Here is a 21,415-nt window from a genome sequence, read left to right as displayed (position 1 = left end):
AGATCACGGCATTTCACATACCGCCATTAACAAGTGGGCCAAGACGCACAAATGGTCAAGAGTCACAACACCCGTTAACGCTACCTCATCTTCAGGTATACCTCAGGCACCTATAAGTGGAGCTGAACATGTGAATGCCACAACTGAAGTTATGAGCCCAGTTTTCACTCCTCAGGTTTCCACTGTGGAAACCAATACGTCGAATCCCAAGACGGTAACAAGAGGCCGTCGGAGCGCATACACAAACGAGTTGGGGGAGGCCATATGTAGCGCCATTGCTGATGGGGTGAGTCTACGCGCAGTGTTGGCTCGTCCGGGCATGCCGTCCAAATCCATGGTGATGCGCTGGTTGGCTGATGAACGCTACATAGATTTTAGGGACCAGTACGCGTGCGCGCGCGAGGATCTGGCCGACAAACTGGCCGACGAGATCCTCCAAATTGCCGATGACGGCAGTAATGACACCTTCCTCGACGCCAACGGGAACGTGAAAGTTAACCATGATGTGATTGCTCGTGCCCGCCTGCAGATCGATGCTCGTAAATGGCTGGCCTCAAAGCTGGCTCCCAAGAAGTATGGCGATGGGGGGCGGCGAGAAAACTCGGGCGTTCACCACGGAAGCATGCAGGTGAAATCGACAGTCACGTTTGTGAATCCACCCAACAGGGATGAAGACGGCGATGTGATTAAGGATGACAAAACTGGTAGGAGTGAATAAACGTTTCAGGGCTAGCGTTACAAGGCCATGACGTCATAGCCCTGAAGTCCCGCCAGGTGGCTTCTGATGTTTCCAAGCAGGTTCGCGGTGTACGAGCCACGCTTGCGCTCTAGGGTCGGTAGGTCCATCTAGTATCCTGTAAATTTTCAAGTGCTGGTGATGCACAAATCATATTGATAATGATTACATATCAGTCACTTGAGGCAAGACATCACTCAGATACACAATTAAATAGTGATCATAATGCAACACATATTGGTACCATTGAGATGCGTTGGACTCATTCTATGGCTGTCGATATACTGCACCCAATAGATAGGGTAAGTAAATTCAAATGAGCCTTTATTAATGCTGAAAGATCAACTGGCAGCACTGACTCAGCCACAACGCGACCGACTCGCGTTTGTAGAGCTGCGTATACGCTTCCTTGGGGAAATGCGTCGCCAAGATCTGGTATCGCGATTTGGTATTCAGTCAGCGGCAGCATCCCGTGACCTGGCCCTTTATAAAGAGCTGGCGCCTGGCAATATCGACTACGACATCAAGGGAAAGTCTTATGTGCTAGGTCCTGCATTCAGGCCGGTTTTTGACTTTCCGGTGGCGCGGGTGTTGTCGTGGTTGACCCAGGGATTTGGCGATGGGGAACCCAGTATCCTTAAGGCATGGGTTGTCAGTGATAACCCATCACGATTGACTCACCCTGACTTGGATGTCCTTGCCTGTGTGACGCGGGCAATTCATCAAGCGGTACCACTTCGCATTGACTATCACTCGATTTCCAATGGAAAAACAGTGCGGGAAATCGTTCCTTTTGCCTTGAACGACAATGGCTTGCGTTGGCATGTCCGGGCTTTTGACCGTAAGACTCAAGAATTTCGTGATTTCGTCATCACCCGCATTCGGCATCCGAGCGTGCTTGAAGGGCAGGCGGTGGTTGCTCATGAACGTAGCGAGCAAGATATTCAATGGAACCGTGTTGTTGAGCTGGAGCTGGTACCTCATCCAGATCAGCCTAGACCCGAGATCACTGCAATGGACTATGCCATGCAAGGGGGCATCCTAAAGGTCAAACTACGTGCTGCGACTGCCGGCTATATATTGCGTAAATGGGGTGTGGATTGCTCGCCAGATCACTCCCTGCGAGGCGATGAATATCACTTGTGGCTTCGAGATCCCCTTGCCTTGTACGGTGTAGTCAATGCCACCCTTGCGCCCGGCTACCGCGCTCCTGCTCCCTCTCCATTCCATGACATGGGCGAGGGTGGCGCATGAACACGACAGATGTATTCCAGCTTATTTTGCCCAGCTTGAAGGGGGGGGCTGTCACGTCAGAACAACTCTGGATGGAGTATGGTCCTCAATGGCATCAGCTGGGGTGGAGTATCGCCCAGCTGAGGCTCTGGCTCTCTTGTGTTTCGCCACTGCAGCACTGTGAGTTGCCCGGTGGAGAGAGAGCTTGGACGTTACGTGAACATCAAAGCCTTTCCACACCAACCCTGGCTGATGAATTGGTCGCATTGTTGCAAAAAGCGGGGCGTCCCATGCCATTAGTGCAACTTATCAGTAAATTGCCAACAGGTATGTTGGCGACAGAGCCCATGCTGCGAAGTGCCGCGCAACAAGATAACCGACTCGAATTAAAAGGCCCGCTGCTGAAGCTGGCTTGAACAGACTAACTAGGAATTGAAGACCCATGGCAACACCGACACTGGATCAGCTATATCAAACCATCCGTACCCAATATCGAGACTATACAGAACATACCCCGCTCAAGAGTGGCCATGATTTCCTGCAAGCAGGCCTGGTCTGGGGCATTGATCAGGGTAACCAAACGCCACCGGTATTATTGATCGCTCTGGAGTCAGGTCATTGGGACTACTCTCGCGAGGATAAACTGGATCTGCTGGCCTATGAGCTGTTGGGCAGTGTGCAAGGTGATTGGCCAGTCTTTGCCCATCTACAAGATGACAAAAACAAGCGCTGCTTCAGCCTGTTTGGTGTCGATGGCAGTGACGGTACTCACTCGGTGGATGAAGTGCCGTCAATTGAGCTGATCCGCAACTATGAAAAGTTGGAGAAAGACCCGACCTTCCGCTGGTCAATGCGTATCTACACCCGTTTGATGCACCGCTTTGATGCCTTCCACGAGCAGGTGTTCCAAACGGTTAAAGACCGTGTCAATGACAAGAACGATATCATCGAAGAAGTGGCCAAGCTGCTGTTCCTTGAAACCTTCCGTGTCCATCATGGCGATGAACTCAGCTTTACCGACCATGACGGCCAAACTCTGCGTTTTCGCGAAGTGTTTGACCACCGCTATGTAGCCAAGCACGGGGATAAGGCCGTCGAGCAAATCAGGGCCGCATTCGAAGCGTTCAAGGCCCACGAAGATTATGTGGTGGTCAGCGATGACGGTAGCCGTAATGCTATCTTCCCGGAAGATGCTCATTTGCGCTTGGCGAAACCAGAAAACTACCGCACCTTGCTGGAGGCAATGCAAGATCTGGGGCCGGTAACCGATAACCAGGGCCGTGTCATCGCAGGCAAAGAGGTTGGCACTCTGGCCGATGTGGCGGGCGATTTGCTGGGGCGGGTGTTTGATGTGTTTTTGCGCGCCAACTTTGAATCCAAAGGCGGCCTAGGGGTGTACCTCACCCCCAATCCGGTCAAACAGGCCATGCTGGAAATTGCCATGTACGATATTCAGCAAGACAACGCCGCGATGGAGCAACTCACCTCCGGTGCCTTCCGGTTTTGCGATCCCACTTGCGGCTCTTTTGGCTTTGGCTCAGTGGCCCTCAGCCATATCGAAAGCGTGGTTGACCACTTGGGGGGGATGAGCAATGCCCAGAAACAGAATCTCAAACAGACCCTGCGCGATACCGCGTTTACCGGTGCCGATGCCGCGCCACGTATGGTGATGCTGGCCCGGGTCAATATGGCGCTGCAAGGGGCTCCCAAGGCCAAAATTTTCTATACCGACAACTCGCTTACAACCAAGGCGTTCAAGCCCAACAGCTTTGATTTGATCTGCACCAACCCGCCGTTTGGCACGCCCAAGTTCACCAGCGATAAAAAGGGTAAGGAATCGAAAGCGCGCTACGAAGCTCAGATGGAGCAAGTGTTGGGGGGCTTTCGCCCGACCGAGCAGAAACTGGAGTATGTACCCTATTTCGATCATGTGAAGAAGAGTTGGCAAGATACTGGCGACCACTATCTGGATGAGAAAGGGGAGCCACAGTGGCCGGGTTATCGCTCCGATCTGCGCAATGTCTCTACTGGCAAGAAACCTGTCTACAACTTGTTCCCGACCACCAGTGGTTTGGCGTTGGGCAGCAAGCCCGATAGCAAGGGCAATTGGAAGCCAGTGGGCGCGACCATCGATCCCGCCGTGCTGTTTATCGACCGTTGTCTGCAGATGCTCAAACCCGGTGGTCGCTTGCTGATTGTGTTGCCCGATGGGGTCTTGTGTAACTCAGGGGATCGCTATGTGCGCGAGTACATCATGGGCAAAAAGGATGAAAAGACTGGCCAGTTTGTCGGCGGTAAGGCCATCGTCAAGGCGGTGCTCTCCCTGCCGGCGGACACCTTCAAGCTCTCGGGGACGGGGGCCAAGACTTCGGTGCTCTATCTGCAAAAACGCCATGCCAGTAAAGACCAGCCCGAACAATTTCTGCCCGAGCCGCAAGGTGATGTGTTTATGGCGGTAGCTGAGACGCTGGGCTATGTGGTGAAAAACAATATCGAGGACTACTCGGCAGGCGTGCCGAATGACCTCGACAAGATTGTTGGCGCTTACAAGCGGGGTGAGTGATGTTTGCAAAACGATATCGCCCAGATGAATTGATTGAGATCATTGCGGCCCAATCATACAGCCCTGAAATCGTTGCATACGTAAAAAAGGTTGAGCACCAACCCACATTGGCGCATTACCTTAAATCGAAACCAAAGCTTGGTGTTACAGGGACGATTGCAAAAGACTACGTTGAAGCGACCACGCCAAACGCTGTTCCCTATATCTCGACGAAGCAGGTAAAAGGTCTGCATGCTTACATTGAGGATGCCAAGTACATCTCAAAAGAAGCGGATATCGAATGGAAAAAGTGTCGCGTTGATGATGGTGACATTGTGATCAATAAAAGTGGTGATGTTGGTGCTGCTGCAGTTCTATGCTGCGCACCTTACAAATATGCAAACTCTGTTTCCGACATCATCAGCATCAAGCTTTCTGAAACAGCACCAATTGATCGAGACTTTTTAGTCGTTTATCTAAATAGTCCATTTGGTCAAAAGCAGCTCCAGCGCTTGAGCGGCGGGGCAATATTTAGTCATGTCAGTTTGCATGCCATCCCGCATATCAATGTTTATACGGCCGATGTTTTAGCCCAAAAATACATCGGCGACAAAGTCCGCCAAGCTGAGCGGTTGCGGGCTTGGGCGGCAAGTGCGCAAGAAGAAACTGTTCGCGAAATGCCAGCGTACAAACCGATGATCAGTCATTACGCGGAAAGTAGTTATCGCGTGTCGCCGGATATCCTGCTTTCAGCGCGATTAGATAGTTCCTTCTTCCATCCAGACCATCGTGCGCTAGACAGCAAGATGAAAGAGAGTGGGTGTCAGTATTTCGGCAAAATGGCTTTCGCTGTTAAACCAGGCTGGAACAAAAAATCCAGCGATAGCTTTCTTTATTATGAGATTGGTGGACTCAATGTCTCTAATGGCACGATTGTTCCAGTCGAAACTCTGACATCAGAGGCTCCTTCTCGGGCAACTACAGCGGTCAAGCATGGTGATGTACTTGTCTCGACCGTGAGACCAAACAGAAAAAATGTTGGCTTTGTAATTGAAGACGAGCAAGACATCCCGATGGTGGCAACCTCTGGGTTTAGTGTGATCCGATTCGAATCGTTAGTTGACGCAGCCTTTTATCATGCGTGGCTAAGAACCGATGATGCAACCTCTCAGCTCATGCGGTGGAATTCTGGCAGTGCCTATCCTGCTATCGACGAAGATGTACCACTTCAAATATTTGTGCCGGAGTTTGATGCATCGCTGCGCGAGCGACTCGGGCAAACTTTGTTAGACACGCATTTTGCGCTTTTACATTCCGCCAAATTGACTAATGCTGCAAAACTCCTGGTTGGGGATCTTATTGAAGGCCAAATTACCGAAGCGCAATTGATCGCGGCCGAGCAAGCGCTACAAGTCGGTAACGATACGCTGGATCGCAAGATCCTGAGTCGTTTGAAGACGGACGGTATCGATGGTGACGGTGCCGCGCTATTTAGCGATCTGGATGAGCTTTACCGTTTGCTGGCGCTGGCCGAGGTGGAATGATGAGTTGTGCCCTATCCACCTTGATCCCGCGTTTGGGTACTTTGCTGGCCACGGGGTCGATGGCTGCCAACAAGCGCGATACCGATCTGCCGCTGCATGGTTTGGTTCATCCGCTGGTGGCAAGTGTCGCGGGGGATGGAGAGGAGGGCAAGCTCATCGGTTGGGTCATCAGTCAGCGCCTGCTGGCGGCGCGACCGGCCTTGGCCAGCGATGCTGAACTGCTTTGCGCTCTACTTGCCCAATACTCCGAGCTTCGGGCCGCTTGGCTGACCATTGCCGCAGCCCGTTGTAAGGAGGCAGGGCAGATGGCGGAGGGCGCAATCCTGATCGATCTGGTGTCAGGGCTGGGTAAATCCGCAGCCTGGGTTGAAGCTGCCTTGTCTAATGCGGCGATCGATGCCAGCCCTTATGCCGCACAAGAACGTGAATTGTTGGGAATGAGTCTTGAGCAGGCGGCAGCAACGCCAGCGCTGATCCGTATTTTGGCTGTGGCGGCAGAATTGGCTGAGCATCAGGATGCGTTGCCAGCCCTGCAGGCCGTGGATGTCTGCGGTATTCAGGCAGAGCAGAATTGGGTCAAGGGACGGCTGCTGGCCTTACCCACATCAGGGCTTAAGATTGACACTCGTGCGCTGTTATCCGGTGATGGTCCCCCCCAATTGGCTGCAGGTAATACCATGGCTTGGGTACTCGCCCATCCTTGGGTTCTGCTGCTGACCATGTTGAGTTATGCGCAGGATGCCTGGCGCGCAGAAAACCGGGGTGGTTTGCTATTGGAGCTGCCCGCAGGTCAAGACGCGTTTGCCCCGGCTGCAATTGCCGTTAATGTGATTGGCCATGAAGGCGATGAAGTGCGCTGTGGCACGCTGGCCGATCTGCTTCTCGATATCCTGGATCGTTTGGGTGTGGCCTGCTTTCCCGCTCAGCCGAGCCCGGCAGAATTAAATACCCAGCTCTCGCCGCTGGTGGGTTTGTTGCTCAAGCACGCCGTCTGGCGTTATCAGGACGGCGCAAGTAGTCAGTTGGGTCAGTACCAGATCCATCCGCAATTCTCCGATCAGTGTTACAGCCTACCTGCAAGCAAAGTCTTTAACCGAACTGGCAAACTGCTGTGGCAGGCCGTGCGTCTCAGTGCCGAGGCCCTGTATCAAGCACACAAACAAGTCTATCAACACCGTTCTGTCCGCGAACCAGAGGCAGAGTACGCGGTTCAGGGGGAAGTTACAGATGAATAAAAACGATCAATTTACCGCTGCGGATATTGCTGGTATGGCTCGTCGCCACAGTTGGGCGGCTACCGGTGTTTCCGACTACCCACCCCGTGATCCGCTGGTGGGTCAAAGTCGCTTCTTTAAGCGCTATCGCACGTTTATTCATACTGTGGATCAGGATGCGGATAATTTTGCCCATGTGTTTGCGGTGGAGGCGGAATGGGGGCGCGGTAAATCGCGTCTGGGACATGAGCTGATCGCCCAGATCAATGATTGCTCCAAAGGCTGGTTTGTGCGCGAAGACGGTGTGCAGCTGGAAGATAAAAAGCTGTTTGATCAGGCCACGCAAGATAAGTACCTGGCGCTGTATATCCGCTATTCGCAGGTGGCTTCTGACTACCAGAACTCGGATAACTGGTTCGGCTATGGTCTTTATAAGGCGTTACTGCCGTTGGCAACGGGGTCGTTCGATGGCTCTATTCAGAGCAAGATCGCCGAACAGGCGCTACATCGGTTGAATCCGGCAGGCTTCGACCCTCAGCAACTGGCGCAATGCCTGGAGTTGGATCAGGCCCACTCTGAGGAGGCACTCTACGAAGAAGAGGGCTTGGTCGTGCGCCTGGTGCAGGCAGCCTACAGCTATTTGCAAAAGTTTGGCATTGGCTATGTGTTGGTGGTGCTGGACGAGCTGGAAACCGTGGCAGAGGCGGCCACCTTTGGCTTGGAGCAAGACGATGCCAAGCGACTCGACGGCCAAGCCATCCGCCTGATCGGCAAAGCCATCAAGGAAGAGGACCCACGACGCAAGCTGCCTTGGCTACGGTATGTGGCGTTGTGCTCGCCTTTGCTGGGCCAGCAGCTGCGCGAGATCCAGTCTGTCGCCCGCCGTTTTGAACTGGTGGAGCTGGAGCACAATGCGTTTGCCGATGTATCTGACTATGTGGCGCAACTTCAGGCAGAGCGTAAGCTGGCCCACGATTACCCGACCGGACTGGTGGAAGCTGCCTATGCGATGAGTGGTGCCAACTTTGGTTGGTTCAACGTGATCATGGCCAACGTGGATGCGGTGCTGGCTCAGTATGAGGCTGCGGGTAAGCCACTGACCAATATTGGTGAGCTGTTCGATGCAGTGATCGAGAGTTCAGGGCGTGTGGCCGAGCATGTGTTGGACAAGCACGCCATAGAGGGCATCAAAACCGGTGACCACGATTTGCGTGCCATTGCGCAGGAGTTGCTGTACGGCCAACTACCCGTGGCGCTGGATGCTATACCAACGCGTAGCAAAGAGCTGTTGCAGTTGGTCAATGAAGATGGCGAACCGGTCGCCAGCCTGTATCGCAAGATGCCATTTGACGCGATCCAATGCCGCCAGGCGCTGATCGATGCCAAGTTCAAACGTGAAAAGGATGAATGGCTGTACCCTGCTGTCGAGCAGGCACTCAGCCTCACGGCCCTGCTGCAAAACCTGCGTACCTTTGCCATCAATGAGGCTGAGAAAGATGTGCTGCTGATGCCGCTGTCGCGCGGGGAGTTCAAGCATCTATTGAGTTTGCTCTATGACCACCCGGCCGTAGAGTTCGCCGCCGATGCGCTTTGGCAAAAGCTGATTGGCGGCGACCAGTTCATTCCGAATGATGAAGCCACCCATATTGGTCCCAGCGTGGCAATGCTGTTGCGACTGGATTTGCGCTACCGTAACCAGCAACACAATTCGATGATCTTCCGCGACCCGGTGGATGCGGATCTGCACGAGGCGGCGATAAAGACCTTCTTGCAGGCCAGTAGCCACAACCCGGGTTTGCGCTGGACTGCTCGCCTGATCGGGTTAATGCGTTTGTTAGACAAGAACTGGCAATATGCACAGGCCAGCCTCGCCAACAAAGAGAATTTGCACATTCAAACCAGTTTGCGTGGGCAAGGGGCAGGTCAGCGTGGAGGCTTGTTGTATTGCGAGGGATTGAAGCTGCACCCGGACAATCTGGCGTGGTTTGTCTGGGTGAACAACCGTGAGGAGCTGGATCGCCTGCATCAATTGGCGGCAACGCGCCACTCGGATGAAGGCCGCTTCCCGGTGATGGCATTCACTGCTTCTACCCACTTAATGGAGCAGTACAACCGGGGCGATGTCAGCGAAAAGCTCAAAGACGATTTGCTGCTCTATTACCTGAACCCCAGCGAAGTGGAACAGTTGGAGCGCATCGGCCTCTCACCCGAGCAGTGCAAGGGCCTGGTGTTGGATGAGTCACGACTGACCAGTAAGTTCAAGAACAAACTCAATGCCCTGCGCGACTTTGCCTATCAAGCGATCCACCAATGGCGTGCCCGCTTGAATGAGCGAGGTTTGATTGCGTGGCCATTCAAACCGACTGGAAAGATCAATGCTCAAGATCGCGATCTGTTACTGCGTGCTTGGACGCTATTTATGTTCAAGGAGCCAAAGCTCTCGGGCTTGCATGATTTGGAAACTCGGCACGGCATTGATGCCGAAGATATCGCATCACTGATGCAACGTCTGGCGCTGCCAAACAAACTCTTGAGCTTAGGGTTCACTAAGGAAGAGCACGCAGGCTTGTTTAGCGATCTGGCTAACCCGCAGCAGGCGCAAGCAATATTTCCCTACTTTTTGGCTCGTATAGCGAATCCAGCCAGTATTCAGGAATGGACGTTGGATAAGGCCAAGCGCGATTGGTATTGGGGCTATTTGCAGCATGCCAACGTGACAGCCAAGAACGTGTTTGACGACTGGATGTGGTGGTGCGGGGAGCTGTATTTGTTGCAGCTACAAGACGCAACTGCTGCAACCGCCAAATGGCAAAGCCTGCCGCGTGCCAAGCTGGATAACGCCATCAACGAGGCGCAGAACTGGTTTAATGGCGACGGGGCTGACGGCTACAAGGCTGTGGTTGCCAAGTTGGAACGTGTTTTCGGTTATGACCGGATCCCTGGCCTTTTCGCACCCTTGGGTAAGTCACCCACCGGTACTGAAACGGTGGAAGCGCACGAATTGCTCAAGGCGGCCCGCTGCGCCTTTGACGCACTGAAGGTCGGTGAAGAAGCGCTCGCCTTGCAAGGTGCCGCTGATTTGTCTGCTATTGCTGAGAAAATGCCCACTCTACTCGCCGGACGTTATGAAGTGCTGCAGCGCGTTGCAGGTGTCAAACCGGAGTGCGTGCCTGAGATTACCTTGGGTAATATCAATACCCTGCGCCTCGACGATAAGAGCCAATCGCTCTATCAGCGCATCGAACAGGCCCGGTTGTTTGCGGATTATGTTGAGAATGCAGCATCTCATATCAAACAAGGCATTGATCATCTGATCACCGACATTGAGGCTGATATACAACATCTGCCTTTGTTCCCGCGTAGCCTATTCACCCTATCGCTACAGACGGTGACCAACATTCTTGATGGGGCGTTGCAGCAACACAACGCCAGCGGTACCGCAGCGGCAGAGGGCACGGCGAGCTCAGACACCTTGTTGCATTACCTGCGCTCACTTCAACTGGACAAGGCGGCGGATCGCCTGCGCCTGCTCGCTGAAGAAGCGGGCGTCAATATCGACAATGGAACTGCTTTGGGTCTGGCTGAGAACCTTGGCTGCATTGCCAGTAGCTACAGAGCAGGCAAGAAAAAATTTGTTGAGATCACCGAATACCTTGCACAGTTGCAAGGGCGATGTGCAGAGGCTGCGCGAGTTTTGGAGCCCATGCCTGCAGATTACGCGACACCGGCACACGGACAAGAGCTAGCAGCACTTAGACAAAAATTGGTGTTGATTGGCGATGCGTTTGAAGACTTGGCTGACACGGCGAAGAGCGAACGTGAGAAATTCCGAGAGCAAGCACGCAAGGGTCAGTTCAGCGCCATCCGTGATGTTCCGGATCGTTTATTGAATCCCATCCAAACTCAGTTGAATGTTATTGGCGGCGCTATCACGAAGATTGACAATACGATTCTGTCTCATCGTGAGACTTTGGTCCGTCAGACCAATGATCGTTACCTTCCAGTGCTAATGCCACTGTTCGCTGCTTGCAACGAAGCTGCACCAACGGCAATTAGCCTGAGTAGCTTATCTCCACTTTCCTTGCATGACCTGCATGTGACGATAGATGTGCAGCAAGCGCAGTGGGAAGCCAAAGCGACGCAATTGTTAAGCGGGACAGATCTTGACTTCACGGGCTGGCAAAATTTGGCAAAGGCGATTGCCGATGGCAAAAGTCCAGCACTGTCACAGTCCACTCAAGAGGCTTTGGTGGCCAAGGGCATCCTGAAAATGAAACTCTATTTCGGGGGGAATGCGTGAAGCTTTATTTGACCCCGGAATTGCAGGCGCACCGCAGAGGCCGCTTTTTAGCCAGCTTGTTGGATATTAACTTGTCGCCCGAGCATGGCTTACCGCAGACAGGTTTTGTTCTGATGACAGGTGAGCAGTTGCAGGCATCGCCAGATTTGCAGGAAGAGTGTGCAGCTTGGGTGCGTCAACCTGGTTGTTCATTACTGCTGCTCCCACCCTACAAGGAGGGGCGTATTTCCCATTTTCTCGACTGGGAGATTGAGTTGGTACCGTCATTTCTGGTTGCGGATCAACAGCCATCGTTGGAGAACTTGCTTAAGGATGAGGTCTCGTACCGGCTGCGTGGTATTGAGGGCGAATGCATAGAGCAAGCCTCTTCGAGTGAACTGGCTAGCCATACTCGATATTGGAAAACCCATTCCAATAGCGGCTTGATCGCAGCAACAACACTACCGCTTTGGTCGATTAGTTTATTGGATCAGGCTGCACTAGTTAACGACTTTCTGGTTAAGGTCGAGCGACATTGTGGGGTGCAGTCTGTTACTACTGAGGTTGAAGAAAAGAAGCCTCAAGAAGATGCTATACGTCCTCAGGATGCCACTGTATTGGTGTGTTGCTACGGGTTCAATGTTGCTACGACCGAGGAATTGCTGAGCAGATTGAAGACAAATGCAGTGCCACTATTGAATTTAGCCAGCTTCGATCTGCCTGAAAATATGTCGCGCCTGAGAAATGCTGGATTGCTCAATGATCGCGGAGTGACCGAGCAGGGCGTTACTCACTTGATGGAATCTAAGTACTGGGGATTTGCCGAAAATTTGAGAAAAGAGGCCTAGTTGATGAAAACAACCAATCTTGCACAAGCACTGGCTATTGATAGTCAGTTGAGATTGCCTGGCAGTGCTGGTCGCTTACTCAAACAGATTCGGGATATTGAGCAAATGGCGCCCCTATTTCGGGATGCAGGCTTAATTAAGTCGGTAAAGCGACCATCAGTCGTCAATCTCGCGGTCTCCGGTATAGCGAGTCATTCATGTATTCACCGTGCTTTAGGGGGATTTATCTATGCCTCCGCTGCGATAAGAACAGATCTGACGATACAGGATAATAAGGTCAGCACTGCTGGATCTGATTCTGTATCTGAGCTTGATGATATTGATTTCGAAGCACAGAGAAAGCGCCTCGATTTGGTGGAGATGCGGCACAGCTATGCCTTGGTGGAGCGGCTGCTGCAACAGAAGGGTTCTGCCAATCTGATTCTTATTGATACCCCGTTGTTCATTGATCGTGACATGGTCCCATTGAAACGGAACGTGCGGCACTGGGCTGAATTTGAAAAGACTAGGGATACAATCGAGCGGTTTTGGCAGAATAACCGAGCATCCCTGTTTCCATGGAATCCGGAAGGCCCTGTCCTCACCAGCATTCTGGCTGAGCGATTCTCTGCCATTGTCAGTATCGCTCGGCAAGATTTGCGCACTGAAGAAGGCCGTAAGCATATTTTAACCAGCGACGGTTTTGCGCCGAACACGGCTGCCTTGCTCGAAGGATTGGAAGAGCGTCTAAGCGGCATTGGCGATACTCGTTTTATCAATGGCATATTGGGTAACTTCACCCGAACTATCGCTTTTCGGATGACCGAGAATCGATCACGAATGGAACCTGCTGGTGAGGTGGGACAAGGAGTCATTGGTTTTCATTTTCGCAGTGCGCGCTCAAGTCAAATAAAACTGGCCCAGTTGGCTGGAGAAGAATCCGATTGGAATTCCACCTTGCTGGATACAGTGGCATCCCGATTGATGATTCTGGATATGCAAAGCAGGAAGCAAGCAATGCCATTGCCGCAGCTGTTAAGTCGGCAGCAACTCAATATTCTCGAAAAATTCACTGCCTACTATCAGCAAGGGTTAAATGAAGCTCTGCGTAGTAATGATGTTGAAAGTACGTGGTTATCCGGTCTCGATGAAGGGTTTGAATCATGAAACACAAGGTACTTGGAAAGCTGGTTGGCAATACCGGTGACGCAGCGCAACTGACGATGGTGGTTCAGGATTCCTTTTCCGTACGCCGAGGGGAGTTTGTCCGCATCATGCATCAGGAGCGCGCCGATGAAGGCGTTGTGCCTGTGCTCGGACGAGTTACCAGAATTACTCGAACTAATATGCTGTTCAATGCTGGCTTTGGCGATGGCGTGACTGAGCTCGAATTACTCCCGGGCGCCAGCGTTACTGGCGAGAATCTCTATGCAAATGTTGAACTGGTTGGTTACCGCGATCCGGTGTCTCGTCAGATAAAAATTCCGCGCCGCCCGCTCGATCCCGGCGCTGCCGTTGAAACGGTGGATTTTCAATTTTTAAGCGACTTCTACGAATTCAACGAACACTCGAGTTTGCACCTAGGAAATCTCGTTGGGTATGAGCGCGGCGATAACACAGTGCCCGTCTTTTTAGACGTAAACAAACTGGTCACTGAGCATATGGCCGTTTTGGCGATGACTGGTTCAGGTAAGTCCTACACAGTTGGCCGTATCATTGAACGCTTGGTGGCACTGAACAATGGAACTGTTGTTGTTTTCGACCCGCATGGTGAATATGGAAAAGCCTTGGCGAAAGGGCAATTAAACTTCTCAGAAGGCCTGTCAGAAAGCGAAGATGGACGCGATCGCACTACGCTTCCGAAAATCCGCGAGACCTTGGAACGATTACAGCAAGCTGGAGCGGGAATCCATGTTTACACACCACAAAATGATTCGTTCAAGCACAAATACGCAGGCAAAAACACCCAGCTTGCGCTGCAGTTCGATCACTTTGAAATGGATGATGTGGCAGAGATTCTGCCAGGACTGACCGAGCCACAGCAACGTGTTCTTGATGTGGCGTTGCGCTACTGGCGGACAGCAGACAAGACTGAGCCAAGAGATATCAATCGCCTTCGATATCTTCTCGGTGATGGCATTGAAGAGTTACGAGAATGGGATGATCTTTCTGAAGCAGAAGGCAAAGCATTAAACGGCCGCAGTGCGGCTGTGACTTCGATGAAGTTGTCTCGGGTACTCAACGAAGCGCAAAGTTTCTACTCTGCGGCTATGGCCGCCCCGACCGATGTTTACAAAATGGTCGGCCGCCCTTCGAATAAACAGGGGCGTCTCGTTGTGATCGATCTGCAAGGGCTGAGTGATACGGCCAAACAGGTGATCTGCGCGCTACTTTCCAGTGAGATTTTACGTGCTGCGTCCAGCAAAACAGATCCACTGCGACCTTGTTTCCTGGTTTATGAAGAAGGACATAATTTTGCTCCTGCCGGCGGAAATGCGGTTAGTCACCGGATCATCAAGAAAATTGCAGGTGAAGGGCGCAAATTTGGCGTTGGCTTTGCCATTGTTAGCCAGCGTCCATCAAAGTTGGACGCAGATGTGACATCACAGTGCAACACCCTGATTACCATGCGACTGAAAAACCCAGACGACCAGCGCTTTATCGCAAAAGCGTCTGACATGGTAAGTAAGGCCGACTTGGACGAGTTGCCTAATTTGTCAACGGGTGAGGCTTTGGTATGTGGGCGATCTATTCCTGCTCCACTCTTGGTTAAAGTGGGTGGCAAGGCTCTGATACACGGCGGAGAATCGCCTGAAGTGCTGCGAGTTTGGGGAAGCTTTGGTGACTGATCTCGTAGGGCGTATTTGCGCAGAAATGTCCTCACTCGAGTTTGTCGGTCGCAGTTACCCCATGCTGTCTAGCTGGGGGGTTCGTGACGAGGATGTCTTAATTCACAGCTTAGGTTGCAGTGCTTGGAATCAGCTAGGATATGAACTTGGTTTTATGGCGGTAACCGAGTATCCGGTGCCGATGACGCATGGTGCTGATATTCGTTCTGACTCAACCTGGTTTTGCCGAACGAAACGGACGCCTGATGTCTTGATTGAGTTTGAACGCTTCGATGGAACCGCTCGGGGGAAAAAAAAGCTCGACGAGAAGCTTTGCAATTTACTCGAGGCATCCATGAGGTGGGGTGATGCTCCTTCAGTGCTGATTCTTTCGGCCTGGAGCAAGGGGGTTGTCTCTGCGCCAAATAAAGATGTGCTTCTACAGCGATGTCGACAAGGTTTCAAATCGTCGGTTGGTGTGCAGGTCCCGGCAATACGAAATACAGCTGTTATTTTTAACCGGTTTATTTTTGAGGTTGAGTCAAGTGGAACTCTACTTCTCAAGCAGATTCGTAGTGAGAGGTTGATGTGAATATTAAGTCTGCACACTTTCTGCCAGGTACTAATAAACGCTTAGGCAATAGGTATCTCTTGCTCGAATGTCTCGGTGATGGCAGTCATGGTTGGGTATGGCGTGCGGAGAGACTGTCAGACAACACCATTGTCGCGGTGAAGATACCTAAAGACCTGACTAAAGATGATCGTCTACTTGCCGAAGGAAAAGAGCTTCTAACAGTAGATCAACATCCTAATATCGTTCGGATTTGTGATATGGGGAGAATTCCTCCAGAGAACGAATGGTTCTTCATAGAAATGGAGTACTTTCCGAGTCAAAGCCTTGCTCAAAAACTGGAGCAAAGAGATAAACATTTCGGTAACACGTTTGAGTGGCTGTTCGGCATATATGCGCAGGTGCTTGACGCGGTTGGTTTTTTGGCAACCTTACCAACCCCTATTTCGCATGGTGACATCAAACCACATAATATTCTTGTGGGGGCGGGAGATTTGGTGAAGTTGACTGACTTTGGAAGCTCCGCTCTTCCCGAAGAAATTTATGTCCGAACTCGGGAGAATGGGGGTACAGTTCTGTATGCTGCACCAGAGTTTTCCGATAGTGTTTCTCGCAAAGGAACATTTGAGGATTTATTGAGAGGTGATATCTACAGCCTCGGTGTTCTTTTATATCAATTGTTAACGGGACAGCTCCCGCATGACACACCTTCTCAGGTGCGCCGCCATGCACCCTTCAAGCGCCCCAGTGAAATCAACACCAACATTGTTCCTGCTGTGGATGCACTGATCCTGAGGTGCATGAGGAAATTACCGTCTGAGCGATACTGCGATATTGAATCTCTTCGATCCGATTTTGAGCTGGCAAGGCAAAATCAATTAAGCGCTCCGCAATACACCGTAACGCCATCAGGCGGGCAGGTCTCTACGGATTGGTCAACATCGGTTGTTACGGCCTTGGAGGAAAAAGACTACCTAAAGGCCGCAAAAGTAGCTGGGAGTGAGTTTGCTCGCAGCCATGATTTTACTGCTTTGGTACAGCAACTGAATGCGCTCTATCGTGCAAATAGACTGTTTGATTTTGAAGAGGTATTCCTCCGAGAATACAAAAGCTGCCTACAGGGGAGTGATCAACAATCAATCCGATTGCTTGGCATAAAGGCGTTTCTTACGCTTCGAAAAACTAATCCAGCAAAAGCTCTTATTCAGGAGGCTGAAAGGCTGGATGGTGGGTCGCTAGAGCTTGATTTTCTGCGTGCAACGTTGTTTGGCTTGGAGGCTAATTTCTCGGAGGCACGCGAAGCGCTTGAGGTAATAAATAGAAAGTGTCCGAGTAAACCTCAAGTTCTAATCTGCTTGATCCAGGTTTGTGAACAGATGCGAGACTATTCAGCTGCTGCTGGCTATCTAAAGCATGCTTTGCGCATCATCAATAATTCGGTGGAATTGGAATCTAAGCGGCAGTTTTACCAGGGATTAGGACTTTGGTAAATGGAAGGTATGTTCTCGGAATGGTAAATAAAGTGGGGGGATGAACGTGTAAATCTCTGTCAAAATCCCCCGGAAAGTGAGCGGTTGTCATTGGAAGTTGGTTTATGGTTGGTCTGGTGTTGCTCAAAAGTGAGAATAGACAAGGGCTGCATCGCTACGAGCTTTGCTACATCTGGTACCGATAAGATGTTCGGGGGGGTTACCGTCTCAGTGATGCATGCTTACCCAGGCTAAATCAGCCAGTATGATGCCCCTCTTCATATAACGGGCATTATCACGCAAGATGCTGCACAGCAGTGGCTCCACCTATGCAAGCAGTTCACGGGTGTCTGCAGCCTGCTCGATATCTGGTTGTTGTAGTAGGTTTCTCGCTCTGAGAGTTGGCAACCCCTTACAAAGAGGGCGACCTTGTCCCTCAGCATGTAGCTTCTTTGCTGCTTGGCCTTGGCCAATTGAACCAGATCGGTACTGGGTGTCGATACATGCAGGACGGTAGCACTAAAATATTATTGGTATACGGATAGGTATACGATGAAATTTTTACAATGAGTGTTCGTTGATTTTAAAGGTTTTGAGGTGCTATTTTCGATTCCGGCCTCGACCATATTAGAGTCTTAAAAATACCAAAACCCGCATAGCCAAAAGCTTTGTGGGTTTTTTGTTGTCTCTCGTCGGCTAATCTGGCCTTGTGATATTCCTCCGTGATTAGGGGACGCGTGTTCCGGCAGGGGGAAAAAAGCCCTCCATATGCTTGCTATGCCTGGCTGTGAGGTGGTGGATTATCCTCCCTGCACTTGTCATCTACTCCCAATTGAAACGGGAGAGCCCTCCATTTCGCCATCCGACTCCATGGGGTCACAAGTAAGGGGCGCTGGTCAGCAGCAGAGGCTGCCTGATGAAATAGGCCCTCCCTATCGGGGGAAGTACAGGCGCCTCAGGTTCTGCCCCGGTAGAAAGGAGAGGGGCTGGTACCAGTTGTCTATCCAGAGGTTTCCTTGAAAGAGGCAAGGGCCAAGAGAGAGGAAGCTGCAGGCTGCGGGCGGATGTTATCGGCCCAAGTCTTGCCCGAAAGCAGAGCAAGGTGATCCGCGGCTCATCAGTGAGACCCGCTTTGCGGTTATTGCCAGAGTAGCACCAGAGTCGGCTAGCCATGCACCAGCGCCGCGGCGGACAACTGGTGGCGGGCGATAAGCTGTTCGACATCGAGCCCCGCTATGGCGACATCCACCTCATTCCACTTGCCGCCCATAACCGCTGCAGTTCGAGCGTCTGAGGGGCCTCCTTCGTCAGACTCGAGGTATCGTTGGGGGGCGCCCCATCCACCCCCAGTCCCACCGGCCGCCCAAAACCCAGATAGTCATCAACTAATCGTCAGTTAATAAAAGTTTGTGCCAGCGCAAAAAATCACTCTTTTCTGATAGTTAGCCCATTAAAACCATAGATAAGACCACTCTGGCTCCGTAATATGGCGACGGGCGTCTGTTGGCCCCTTTTCCGAGATCAATGGTCAACGGCGCAATCTGGTAGCGAGAGTCAGGGGCGGTAGCCACTTTAGCGTAGGGTCGATTAGCGAAGCGTAATCGTCCGCGGTCACCATCTTTACCTTCATATGGGTGAGGCGCATGTCGCAATCCACAAAGCCTGTTGCCACAAGCAAACCTGCGCCGAATAGAGGTGCAATTCACTTCCTTCGTTGCATCCTGCGGTATGGGTCACTGGCTGGTCAGCATATTGATGCCGTTTGGCCCAACGCCCGTCGCTACTGAGCATGCTCAGCGTTATTTGACCCGCATCAGGCGATGGCGGATGTCGCCCAGCTCGAACTGGATTACCTGGGATCGCTGCATGGCATCTACCCGCTGCAGCATGTCGGCGTTGTACTGTTTGCGCCGCATCCACTGCATAGGCTCTTCGAAGCTGCCTTCATTGACGATAAAGGTATCCGTGTAGTTGTCGTTCGTTATGCTGACCACCCAGATGCGCTGCTGAAACTCCGAGATTTCTGCGAAGAGCGCTGCGCCGCGAGTTGCGAGCCAGCGTACTGCCCGAGTGATCCTGTTTTTACTCTCGACGAGCCGGTTTGCCATAAGTGATAAGGGTTGGATAAGAAAACGGTTGGGCATCCTAGCACTCCAGTGGATGGGTCACCAAGCAGCGGGAGTGCGCCTCTCCCACCACGGGATGAGGCGCAGGGTGCAATAAGCCTGTAGGGTCGATTAGCGAAGCGTAATCGTCCGCGGTAACCATCCCCTCTCCCCTTGCGGGAGAGGGTTAGGGGTTCGGTAACATCTTTACATGGCGGAAAATCATCTCCCTAAATGGCATGCCTTCGCCATGCAGGACACGAGGACTCCGTCCTCGACGGGGTTTCGCCGCCGCTGCGCGGCTTGGCGAGTGACTTTTCTTTGCGTGGCCAAATAAAAATCTCTCTGCAACCGGTTAATAGTACCTCGTGTATTCGAAGTTATGATGTGGAAAATCCTAGATACCCACCCATTTGGCATCTTAAATATATTTATACAGAATAGTCATACTTACGCAGGTAATAACATGCCTAGGAGAAACAAACTTAATCTTAGAGATCGAATAAGGCAATAAAATACGAACAATATATTAAATTTAAAATAGGTGACAAGATGACAAAAAGACATAGTTCTAATCGTGCAATATTAATTCTAGAATCACCATGGGAACTTGATTATAGTGACTCTAATAGAACAAGCGTCCTTCCTTTTGTTGAAGGTGTGGGTAAGCTTGCTGGTGACACAGAGGTTTATCATGCTAACTTTTATGATAAAAGTAGTTTTGTAAAAGCTTTAGACTGTTTGTGCAAAAGAAAATTCACAAATACCACTGTCTATATTGCTGCTCATGGCTACAAGAAAAAAGTCGGCAATGTATCAATTTCAGACCTCATCTGGGCGGTGGGGTTACGCTCAAAAGAATGCAATATCACAGGGTTGATGATAGGTTCATGTTTTGTTGGCGAAAACACAAGCACAATGGAAGCTTATTTAGAAGGTACTAATCTTAAATGGTGTGCGGGATATTCCTCTACTTCTTTATGGCTGGAGGGAACATTGATTGACTGCGCGATATTATCCAGAATGACCGATTTAGATGAAACTGACTATGCAGACAAAGACAATATGATTCATCACTTCGCAAGTTCCATCGCAGCATTTTCTGACTCTTTTAGGATTGGTCGAGACTACAAAGAAGAGCCAGTTCCTTTAAATCGGTCCCTTCAATTTGTCATACAACCAAGTGGAAAAGGAAAGCGAGCTAAATGTGTTAGTGAAGAGGTTTTTGAAGTAAGGGAATCACTACAGCTTTAATTTAAGACTAAAGCCCCCATGAAAGCAATCATTTTATTCATTTTGAAAAATCACGGCAAAGCTATTCACTGGGGGCATTAGCATTGCCATTCTCTCACATAAAATAATTAACCATCTAGCTCTGTGAATTATATGGACGTTGACATAATTTCAAACTTGAAATCATTTAACCGCAAAGAGCGGTTTTACCTAATTGGCCAAATGCTGGGAAACCCAGAATTTCGCATGGATGAAAACCAGCTTGATAAGATATCCAAGCTAATCAAGGTAAAAATACCTAGTGAATACTTTGCTGCTATGGATTATCACCTTGACTGGATCTATGCCAGCTTGTTTCTCACCCAAGAGCATGGTGAAAAAATATTTCAACGAAACTTCATCGATAATAATAAAAAGGTTGATTTGCAAATATCAGGCACTCAAGAGGATGTAGATTTTCTCCTTGCCTTCATTGATCCCGAAAATAAAACCCATTTAGTGATGATTGAAGCTAAAGGCGATAGCTACTTTAGTAATGGTCAGCTAGATAGCAAAAATAAACGATTTAAGGCTATTTTTGGTAACGAAAACACATGGCCAAATGTAAGGCCTCACTTCATAATTTGCAGTCCTAAAAAGCCACAAAAGATAAACATAGAAGAACCAGCCTATTTTATGTTTAAAAACTTTACATTACCTTGGCTTGAGCTCGATATGGGTAATGGAAAAAACAAAGTTACTCGATGTGATAAAGAAGGTGAACCATATAATAATGGTGAACATTGGAAGGTTGAAAGTCGCTTTTAAAAATATGGGTGCAACTCCGCTCACTCA

General features: G+C 50.8%; 15 protein-coding genes. 14 read left to right on the top strand and 1 reads right to left on the bottom strand.

What is annotated here, in order from left to right:
• Positions 1-130 precede the first annotated feature (130 nt).
• The 12 genes from G5149_RS11975 (at position 131) to G5149_RS11920 (ending at position 17,264) form a co-directional block, all read left to right on the top strand.
• Positions 131-718 (top strand): hypothetical protein, encoded by a 588-nt coding sequence (locus tag G5149_RS11975; RefSeq protein WP_421212496.1) that lies wholly within the window; start codon positions 131-133, stop codon positions 716-718.
• A gap of 348 nt (positions 719-1,066) precedes the next feature.
• Positions 1,067-1,990 carry a WYL domain-containing protein gene (locus tag G5149_RS11970; RefSeq protein WP_408855171.1) on the top strand — a complete coding sequence of 308 codons (924 nt, stop codon included), beginning with the start codon at positions 1,067-1,069 and terminating at the stop codon, positions 1,988-1,990.
• Positions 1,987-2,385: a hypothetical protein gene (locus G5149_RS11965; RefSeq protein WP_408855170.1), complete on the top strand. Its 399-nt coding sequence runs from the start codon at positions 1,987-1,989 to the stop codon at positions 2,383-2,385. The genes G5149_RS11970 and G5149_RS11965 overlap by 4 nt, the downstream gene beginning before the upstream one ends.
• Positions 2,386-2,411: 26 nt before the next feature.
• Positions 2,412-4,532: an HsdM family class I SAM-dependent methyltransferase gene (locus G5149_RS11960; RefSeq protein WP_408855169.1), complete on the top strand. Its 2,121-nt coding sequence runs from the start codon at positions 2,412-2,414 to the stop codon at positions 4,530-4,532.
• The gene (locus G5149_RS11955) at positions 4,532-6,055 is read left to right on the top strand and encodes a hypothetical protein (protein WP_421212495.1); all 1,524 of its coding nucleotides are present in this window, start codon (positions 4,532-4,534) and stop codon (positions 6,053-6,055) included. Before G5149_RS11960 ends, G5149_RS11955 begins: the two co-directional genes overlap by 1 nt.
• A gap of 59 nt (positions 6,056-6,114) precedes the next feature.
• Positions 6,115-7,290 carry a hypothetical protein gene (locus G5149_RS11950; RefSeq protein WP_408855167.1) on the top strand — a complete coding sequence of 392 codons (1,176 nt, stop codon included), beginning with the start codon at positions 6,115-6,117 and terminating at the stop codon, positions 7,288-7,290.
• Positions 7,283-11,569: a hypothetical protein gene (locus G5149_RS11945; RefSeq protein WP_421212494.1), complete on the top strand. Its 4,287-nt coding sequence runs from the start codon at positions 7,283-7,285 to the stop codon at positions 11,567-11,569. The genes G5149_RS11950 and G5149_RS11945 overlap by 8 nt, the downstream gene beginning before the upstream one ends.
• The gene (locus G5149_RS11940; RefSeq protein ID WP_421212493.1) at positions 11,566-12,396 is read left to right on the top strand and encodes a hypothetical protein; all 831 of its coding nucleotides are present in this window, start codon (positions 11,566-11,568) and stop codon (positions 12,394-12,396) included. The genes G5149_RS11945 and G5149_RS11940 overlap by 4 nt, the downstream gene beginning before the upstream one ends.
• A 3-nt stretch (positions 12,397-12,399) precedes the next feature.
• Entirely contained in the window at positions 12,400-13,542 is a 1,143-nt protein-coding gene (locus G5149_RS11935; protein ID WP_421212492.1) for a hypothetical protein, read from the top strand.
• Positions 13,539-15,224 (top strand): ATP-binding protein, encoded by a 1,686-nt coding sequence (locus tag G5149_RS11930; protein WP_252377465.1) that lies wholly within the window; start codon positions 13,539-13,541, stop codon positions 15,222-15,224. Before G5149_RS11935 ends, G5149_RS11930 begins: the two co-directional genes overlap by 4 nt.
• Positions 15,217-15,795 carry a hypothetical protein gene (locus tag G5149_RS11925; RefSeq protein WP_408855163.1) on the top strand — a complete coding sequence of 193 codons (579 nt, stop codon included), beginning with the start codon at positions 15,217-15,219 and terminating at the stop codon, positions 15,793-15,795. The genes G5149_RS11930 and G5149_RS11925 overlap by 8 nt, the downstream gene beginning before the upstream one ends.
• Positions 15,792-17,264 carry a protein kinase domain-containing protein gene (locus G5149_RS11920; RefSeq protein ID WP_408855162.1) on the top strand — a complete coding sequence of 491 codons (1,473 nt, stop codon included), beginning with the start codon at positions 15,792-15,794 and terminating at the stop codon, positions 17,262-17,264. Before G5149_RS11925 ends, G5149_RS11920 begins: the two co-directional genes overlap by 4 nt.
• 1,778 nt (positions 17,265-19,042) lie before the next feature.
• Here G5149_RS11920 and G5149_RS11915 read toward each other — a convergent pair.
• Positions 19,043-19,387, bottom strand: coding sequence for a hypothetical protein (locus tag G5149_RS11915; protein ID WP_421212491.1), 345 nt, complete (start codon positions 19,385-19,387; stop codon positions 19,043-19,045).
• A 513-nt stretch (positions 19,388-19,900) separates the two neighbouring features.
• Here G5149_RS11915 and G5149_RS11910 point away from each other — a divergent pair.
• Together G5149_RS11910 and G5149_RS11905 are read left to right on the top strand one after the other, a co-directional pair.
• A complete protein-coding gene (locus G5149_RS11910; protein ID WP_005346840.1) occupies positions 19,901-20,602 on the top strand; it encodes a hypothetical protein in 702 nt (233 codons plus the stop codon).
• 132 nt (positions 20,603-20,734) lie between these two features.
• Positions 20,735-21,388 carry a hypothetical protein gene (locus G5149_RS11905; RefSeq protein WP_421212490.1) on the top strand — a complete coding sequence of 218 codons (654 nt, stop codon included), beginning with the start codon at positions 20,735-20,737 and terminating at the stop codon, positions 21,386-21,388.
• Positions 21,389-21,415: the final 27 nt, after the last annotated feature.

Source organism: Aeromonas sp. 600479, assembly GCF_049175515.1.
GTDB classification, from domain to species: Bacteria; Pseudomonadota; Gammaproteobacteria; order Enterobacterales; family Aeromonadaceae; genus Aeromonas; species Aeromonas veronii_A.
This window is presented reverse-complemented; position numbering and strand designations above follow the sequence as displayed.